This window comes from Moorena sp. SIO1F2, from assembly GCF_010672755.1.
Classification (GTDB): Bacteria; Cyanobacteriota; Cyanobacteriia; order Cyanobacteriales; family Coleofasciculaceae; genus Moorena.
The window spans coordinates 1-7,300 of sequence record NZ_JAAHFV010000323.1; the positions used below are offsets into that span (position 1 = coordinate 1).

Sequence of the window (7,300 nt, forward strand, 5' to 3'; positions counted from 1 at the left end):
TGTGGCCGGCATGCGGTCCTCGTAGCCGGCCAGCCTGTCGGGCGGCCAGCAGCAGCGGGTGGCGCTGGCCCGGGCCCTTGCTCCCCGGCCGAACGTGTTGTTGCTCGACGAGCCGTTCTCCAACCTCGACACCAGCCTGCGGGTCGAGATCCGAAGCGAGGTGCACCGGCTTCTGATCGCGCTCGGCATCACCGCCATCTTCGTCACCCACGATCAAGAAGAGGCGTTCGTGCTCGGCGACAAGGTCGCCGTGATGAACGAGGGCCGGATCCAGCAATAACAGGTTTGGGATTTACTCTGGGATTTTATTAAATAGAAAGTGATGAACAGTCCCAGATATCCAGCTATTTAGTTATTCAACATAAATTCTTCAACAAGCTACCAACACATCTTGACGCCCAAGCACTCTCATATCCTCTTCATCGAATTCAACCGGTGTACCACTGCGAACTAGTTCAGCAAAGTCCTCATTAGGCACCATCCAGCACAGGGTATACAAACGCTCAGTGCCAGTATTTCTAATTTCATGAATTCCTGTAGGCGGAACTAATAACGTATCTCCAGTCCGCAGCGTAACGATTTTGCCATCACAGCTGGCTAATCCTTGACCCTTGAGGATATAGAACATTTCTACTCCAATTTTATGATAATGGAGCGGAGTCTTTCCTCCTGGCTCAAAAATCTCTACACAAAATGTTATTGAAGCATTAGCACTGTCTGGATCGAAGACAATGGCTAAGCGATTTTTATCCTGGGGACTAATACGATAAGCTTGGTAGTCTTTGGGAGACCTAACTACGGGAATCATGCAACGATTATCCATGGTTGATTTATTACTGTTGAGGGTTTACTTTTGATAATTTAATTGATAATTTAATTAGTTAAGTGCTTTGAGAGTTGTCGGAGCATCTTTGACCAACTCAAAGCCAAGCATTGGTTAGAATTGTAAATGGTAACTTGTAGTGAGTAATGTTCGTCAATCATCTAGTAAGATAGTGGCACCATAGTCTTTGAATAGCTGTAGTTTACTTTATCTACCAATCCCTAGCTATTAAATTTAATATTATCTAAATTTTTTGGGGACGATTCACTTACATTCGGTAGAGTTTGTAAAGAAATATGAAATAGCCCTTGAATTCCCCTAAACCTCACAGCCTATACTCCACATTTTTTTGGGGGCGATTGACTTAATCCGTAACAGTTTGTAAAGAAATATGAAATCGCCCTTGAATTTCCCTAAACCCCATAGCCTAGACTCCACCTCAACCAGCAATCTCTATTTGTTTCTAGGTAGGTAATAAATAGGAGTAGATATCTAATTGCTAGGGGGTTGACAAAATTACCTTTTACCTGATCGCTTTTCTGGTTTTCCATGGCCTCGAATCAGATCATCCAAGATTCGGTCTAATCTTTCCACAGCAGCATTAGTCGAAACCTGTTGCGCGCGCTACTTGTTCTTGTAGAGCCGTGAATCGTTCGATACTTGGAGTAAGCGATCGCTTTAATTCAATTACTAAACATCTGAAACAGTTTAGTTATCTTGTGATGACCATCCTCTGAATCTTGCTGAGATTTGACTTCCTGTTGGTGGAGTAGGGCATTCTCCAACACTTGTTCAATGCGATCGCATAAAATAAATTCCATTTGGTTACGCACATCGTCCGGCACGTCAACTAGGTCTTTCTGATTCTGTTGCGGTAATAGCACTCGTGTGATACCAGACCGGTGCGCTGCTAACACCTTTTCTCGCACTCCACCAATGGGAAGTACTTCACCACTGAGGTTTATTTCTCCCGTCATGGCAGTATCCGTGCGTACCGATTGATTCATCAACAGGGATGCGATCGCTGTTACCATAGTTACCCCTGCAGAGGGTCCATCTTTGGGAATTGCACCGGCAAGTGTCGAAAGCTCGTAAGAGAACAACCAGGAAGCCGAAGAAGTGATTCATTGGAAGCGATCACCATAATCTTTGATTTGGTGTAGGAGGATGTCACTAATACTCTACCTTATCGGTTTTATCTTGCCATTCTTGGAAAGCTCTTAAGGCTTCATCCCGCATCAATTGAATTATTGGAAGTTTGCGATCGCTTATGGGCAAGTCCAATTCCTCGTAAATGAACTGGTCATCAAATCCAATTTGAGCCGCATCAGCTTTAGTATTGGCATAGTAAACCTTGTCCAGCCTAGCCCAGTAGATCGCCCCGAGGCACATCGGGCATGGCTCACAGCTAGTATAGAGTTCGCAACCGGTCAGTTGAAAATTCTGTAAGACCTTGCAGGCATCACGGATAGCTACAATTTCAGCATGTGCCGTAGGATCATTCGTGGAGGTGACTTGATTATGAGCTTTGGCAATAATCTCTCCATCCTTGACAACCACTGCTCCAAACGGACCTCCCTTTCCAGACCTAACGCTGATCACAGATAGAGCAATGGCCTCGTTCAAAAACCGACTGTTGGGCTGTGTCATGAATTTCCATGGTTTAGAATTCTCGCTTCGCCATCATACCTCAGTAGTCAGGAGCGGAATTTTGAAGAAGGTGGGTTACGGGGCTTTCAAAGACTGATTGCTAATCGCTCAAAATCTTTCCCGCGCCTCACCCACCCTCCGTAATAGCTAGGGGTTTGTCTTAACCTAGGGTCATTTTGATGTGCTGCATAATTTGCTGCTTCCTAGCCTCTGAATATAAGGAAGGCTGCTGCTGAGGCAGTTGGGTAGTTTTCTCCAGGTGCTCCATGATTTTCTGTTTGCGTTGTTCTTCTGAAGTAGCCATAGTTAATATGTTGAGAAATATTGCATTACATTAACTTATGTTAAGATTACTCGGCTCAGATGGCAAGGTCAAATCCCCATATTCCCCTCAGGCTTAAAGCTGCTGGAGTTTTTGGGGTGCTAAACCCAGCATCTGTTGATATTTGTTGATTTTTGATATAATTAAAGTCTTTAAATGCAATCCCAAAGTTCTTCTCAATCAGCTGGTGGTTGCGATTGCGTTCGCGAAGCGGTTCTTTTGGAACATTGAATTGTCCACAATCCCTGTCAAAAAATTTTTTTCTCAGCTTGATAGAGAGGATGCTTAGCAGTTATCAGCACTTTGTAACTTACCCAATTGATAACTGCTATAGAGAGTAATTCTATACTAAAAAAATGACCTATTATTAGCTTCGGAGATAAAACTAATGGTAGTGACGAAACCGAGAGCAGATCGGGTTGTTTTACATAACATTTCCTGGAAACAGTTTGAAAATCTGCTGCTAGATTTAGGTGACCATCGATCTGCTCGTTTAGCCTATGATTATGGTACCCTTGAGATTATGACTCCTTTAGCTGAACATGAATATTATAAAGAGGTTATTGGTGACCTAGTTAAGGAGCTGGCAGATGAACTAGATTTCGACTACGAAAGTTTGGGGTCAACAACCTGGCGGCGAGAGAGTAGCTTAGCTGGGGTAGAAGCAGATAATTGTTTTTATATCCAAAATGAAGCGGCGATTCGAGGCAGGTTGGACTTAGATCTCAACCAAGATCCCCCCCCAGATCTCGCTCTAGAAATTGATGTAACTAGTAAATCACTGCCTCGTTTGCCAATCTATTCTCGCTTGGGAGTCCCAGAAATCTGGTGCTATGATGCTGGCAAACTAACAATTTACTTACTGCAAGAGGGTGAGTATGTAGAACAAGCCAAGAGTAGGGTTTTTCCTGAGTTACCGATTCAAAAGCTTCCTAGTTTAATTGAGCGCCATCGGGCTAATGGGAGGCGGGCAATTCGGCGAGCAGTGCGAGATTGGGCAAGGAACTATTTTTAAAATATTCGATATTTTTGGATAATATTTAAGTCCTATTAATGTCAAGTAATAAAGAATTATAGCGTTGATAATACTTATAAAGTAAAGTCAAATTTATTCCCCCTACTCCCTACTCCCTACTCCCTACTCCCAAAAAGTAAGTAACTTATCCAATTCAAAACCGCTATAACTGCTATAGTTATAAACGGCAAACCATCAGATGCACTACCAATCAAAGTATGCCTAAGGCTGATGTTATTGGATTAGGACGCTCAGGTCTTGCAGCCGCAAGACTTCTAAGAAAAGAAGGTTGGGATGTCACTCTCAGCGATGCTGCTAGCCCTGAACGCATCGCTGTACGTTATACCCCAGAAGACTGGCAACACCAACAACAACAGCTTGCCAGAGACGGAATTAATCTTAAACTGGGTTATTCCCTAACCCTAGACTCTTCAGACTTACCCCAGCTGATTGTAGTTAGTCCTGGTGTTCCCTGGGATATACCAGTGTTAGTTGCGGCCAGGACCCAAGGCATTGAAACCATAGGGGAAATTGAACTAGCTTGGCGTTATCTCCAATCCTGTCCATGGGTAGGTGTTACTGGTACTAACGGCAAAACTACTACCACCTCCCTGATTGCTGCTATTTTTCAAGAAGCTGGTTTCCATGCCCCCGCCTGCGGTAACATTGGTTATGCCGCTTGCGAACTCCTCCTAGCACCAGAAATCACGGGTAAACCCCAGGAAACATCCCCAATCGATTGGGTAATTGGGGAAATCAGCAGTTACCAAATCGAATCTTCCAAAGACCTTGCCCCTCGTATTGGTGTCTTGACAACCTTGACTCCTGACCACCTCAGCCGTCACAAAACCCTGGAAAACTATTATGACATCAAGGCATCTTTACTGCGTCGCTCCCAGTTACAAGTTATCAATGGGGATGACCCTTACCTGGGTAATTTGGGAGTAAACTATTGGCCCGATGCCTATTGGATTAGTATCACAGCTGGTCAGGGGGACAGGAATTTTAAACCTTGGGCCTACATCCAAGATGACTGGGTGATAGCAGACTCAGAACCGATCTTGCCAGTGAAATCCTTACAGATGGTTGGAGATCACAATCGACAAAATTTATTAATGGCAGTGGCAACAGCACGATTGGCAGGAATTGATAAAAATGCGATCGCATCCGCCATTGCCAAGTTTCCTGGTGTTCCCCATCGCCTAGAAAAGGTGATTACCTGGCAGGGGATAGACTTCATCAATGATAGTAAAGCCACCAACTATGATGCGGCTCAAGTCGGTTTAGCCTCAGTAGCTGCACCCACTATTCTAATTGCTGGTGGTGAAGCCAAAGCTGGTGATGATACCAGTTGGATTGAGACCATTAAACTCAAAGCAGCGGTTGTCTTACTCATTGGTGAAGCTGCACCTGCTTTTGCGGCACGCCTTAAGGAAGCTAGCTATTCCAGTTACGAAATTGTGGAAACTATGGCGAAAGCGGTACCAAGAGCAGCAGAACTAGCTCAACAGTATAATTCTAGTGTTGTCCTGCTTTCTCCTGCCTGTGCTAGCTTTGACCAATACCAAAGCTTTGAACATCGGGGGGATGATTTCCGCAGGTTGTGTCAGGAGCACCTTACTACTATAGCAAAGGGAACAGGGAACAGGGAACAGGGAACAGGAACCCACCCCTAACCCCTCCCAGGAGGGGAACGGGAGTAGGGAATATGGCATCAAAAATTATCACAATTCCTACACGGATTGCTATATTTAGCCAGTAATTAACGGTAACGTCCATAATTGGAGAGCCATATTATGTCTAGCCAAAACTTTCGCAAGCCAGAATTTAGCAGAGAACTGCGCTTAGGACTAGTGGTTTATGGTGGAGTCTCTCTAGCCATTTATATGAACGGTGTTTGCCGCGAATTTTATAATGCAGTTCGCGGTAGAGGTATCTATAAACTAGTTAAAGCTCTTACTGATTCTGATATTATTGTTGATATTCTCTCAGGCACCTCAGCAGGAGGAATTAATGGGGTTCTGCTTAGCTACGCTTTGACCAATAGTAGTCAGGATGAAGTTATCGATTTTGAAAACTTTGCCCAAATTTGGCGGGAAAATGGCAACATCCGCAAGCTCATGCATAAACCTAGCATTAGTCAAAGTAAAAATGATGGGGAATCTATTTTAGATGGCAAGGGCTACTATCAAGATGCACTAGCTAAAGCCTTTGAGCAAGGGCAGATTAATAAAAAGAAAGCACCCTCCGACGAGTGGGTATCTTCGTTTAATGAATTAGATTTATTTGTAACAGGAACTGATGTTGTAGGACGGGTTGATACCGTTTTTGATGATACCGGACGGGTGATTGATCTTAAAGACCACCGCACTATCTTTCATCTCAAGCACCGTCAAGGTCGCAAAGAGCCCTTTAATCCCAATTTTAACCCAAACAATTCAACGGTTGAAGATACCTATCAAGCTCTGGCCAAACTGTGTCGTATTACATCGTGTTTTCCAGTTGCTTTCCCTGTAGTTACCGTTGAGTTAGATAATCCTAGCAATCAGGTCGATGCCAAGTTAGTAGAATGGGGAATCCTGAAGAATCGCAAGTTACCGGAAACCCCTCCAACGGGTGGGTATCAATTGCACTTTGTGGATGGAGGGGTGCTAGATAATCGGCCTTTCAGTTACACCATCAAAGAAATGTATTATCGTGCCGACTATTATCCAGTTGAGCGCAAGTTATTTTATATCGATCCCAGTCCAGATAATTTTGCTGGCAGCCAAAAGTTTAATCAGATGGCAAAGCCTGATGTCTGGGAGGTAATCCAGGAGTCGTTGTTAGGAATGCCGACCTATGAAAGTATTAGTAATGATTTGGGGTTAATCAAAGACCGTAACCAGAAAATCCAGCGCTACCAGTCTCTGCTAGCAGATGCGGAATCCCCCTTATTTGCTAAGGCTGACAACTCCCAACAGACAACGCTCCCAGTTGAGACGGGAATTTATTGGCGTAGTCGTCTGATTAGCTTACGCGATCGCACATTACCTCTAGTCTTGAGAATGTCTCAAGTCAGTAGCACCAAATCTTACCAAGAAACCTTAAACAACCAAGTCCTTTTAGATAAAATAGCTAAGCTACTGACCCAACACATTACTGAACCGGAAAAACGGAAAAATAACGACATTATTATCCAAGACCCTAGTCAACAGATTAGCAATATCGATATCGAATATGCCTTAAGAAAGCACTTCTATATCGTTAAAAAAGTTTGTCAGTTGATGAATCAGGAGCAATCATTATCAGAGTATAAAACCCTCCAATCCCTAGCTTTAAGGCTAGGTCGTCATATTAAACTCCTAGAAGTCATTAAAATAGCATTAACTAAGCTGTTAACTCATCCCCATATTAGTCAATCCTTCTATGATATGATATCATCCTTTCAAACTAATCACAGTTCGAAGTCTACGGATAATCTGCGTAGAGAGATTTACAACCGTCTAAT

The 7,300-nt window shown here is 43.7% G+C and carries 8 protein-coding genes; 4 read left to right on the forward strand and 4 right to left on the reverse strand.

The window, feature by feature from the left end; genetic code table 11:
• Positions 1-34: 34 nt before the first annotated feature.
• The gene (locus F6J94_RS26885) at positions 35-280 is read left to right on the forward strand and encodes an ATP-binding cassette domain-containing protein (protein ID WP_367142280.1); all 246 of its coding nucleotides are present in this window, start codon (positions 35-37) and stop codon (positions 278-280) included.
• A gap of 90 nt (positions 281-370) precedes the next feature.
• Here the strand turns inward: F6J94_RS26885 and F6J94_RS26890 are convergent, their stop codons facing one another.
• From F6J94_RS26890 to F6J94_RS26905, 4 genes are all read right to left on the reverse strand, one after another.
• Entirely contained in the window at positions 371-823 is a 453-nt protein-coding gene (locus tag F6J94_RS26890) for a cupin domain-containing protein (RefSeq protein ID WP_198954243.1), read from the reverse strand.
• A 683-nt stretch (positions 824-1,506) separates the two neighbouring features.
• A complete protein-coding gene (locus F6J94_RS26895) occupies positions 1,507-1,926 on the reverse strand; it encodes a S16 family serine protease (protein WP_293045881.1) in 420 nt (139 codons plus the stop codon).
• Positions 1,927-1,996: 70 nt separating this feature from the next.
• Positions 1,997-2,473: a nucleoside deaminase gene (locus F6J94_RS26900; protein ID WP_293045884.1), complete on the reverse strand. Its 477-nt coding sequence runs from the start codon at positions 2,471-2,473 to the stop codon at positions 1,997-1,999.
• Between the two features lie 160 nt (positions 2,474-2,633).
• Entirely contained in the window at positions 2,634-2,777 is a 144-nt protein-coding gene (locus F6J94_RS26905; protein ID WP_293045887.1) for a hypothetical protein, read from the reverse strand.
• Between the two features lie 406 nt (positions 2,778-3,183).
• Between F6J94_RS26905 and F6J94_RS26910 the strand changes: the two genes are divergently transcribed.
• The 3 genes from F6J94_RS26910 to F6J94_RS26920 form a co-directional block, all read left to right on the forward strand.
• On the forward strand, positions 3,184-3,810 hold the full coding sequence (locus F6J94_RS26910; protein WP_293045890.1) for a Uma2 family endonuclease: 627 nt from the start codon (positions 3,184-3,186) through the stop codon (positions 3,808-3,810).
• Positions 3,811-4,028: 218 nt separating this feature from the next.
• The gene (murD, locus tag F6J94_RS26915) at positions 4,029-5,486 is read left to right on the forward strand and encodes a UDP-N-acetylmuramoyl-L-alanine--D-glutamate ligase (RefSeq protein WP_293027374.1); all 1,458 of its coding nucleotides are present in this window, start codon (positions 4,029-4,031) and stop codon (positions 5,484-5,486) included.
• 120 nt (positions 5,487-5,606) lie between these two features.
• Positions 5,607-7,300 (forward strand): patatin-like protein (locus tag F6J94_RS26920; RefSeq protein WP_293045893.1); only part of this gene is annotated, 1,694 nt, incomplete at its 3' end.

Bases quoted from the DNA above. Each gene is read 5' to 3' on its own strand.
- F6J94_RS26900 (WP_293045884.1), bottom strand. From the start codon at position 2,473: ATGACACAGCCCAACAGTCGGTTTTTGAACGAGGCCATTGCTCTATCT.
- F6J94_RS26890 (WP_198954243.1), bottom strand. From the start codon at position 823: ATGGATAATCGTTGCATGATTCCCGTAGTTAGGTCTCCCAAAGACTAC.
- F6J94_RS26905 (WP_293045887.1), bottom strand. From the start codon at position 2,777: ATGGCTACTTCAGAAGAACAACGCAAACAGAAAATCATGGAGCACCTG.
- murD (WP_293027374.1), top strand. From the start codon at position 4,029: ATGCCTAAGGCTGATGTTATTGGATTAGGACGCTCAGGTCTTGCAGCC.
- F6J94_RS26910 (WP_293045890.1), top strand. From the start codon at position 3,184: ATGGTAGTGACGAAACCGAGAGCAGATCGGGTTGTTTTACATAACATT.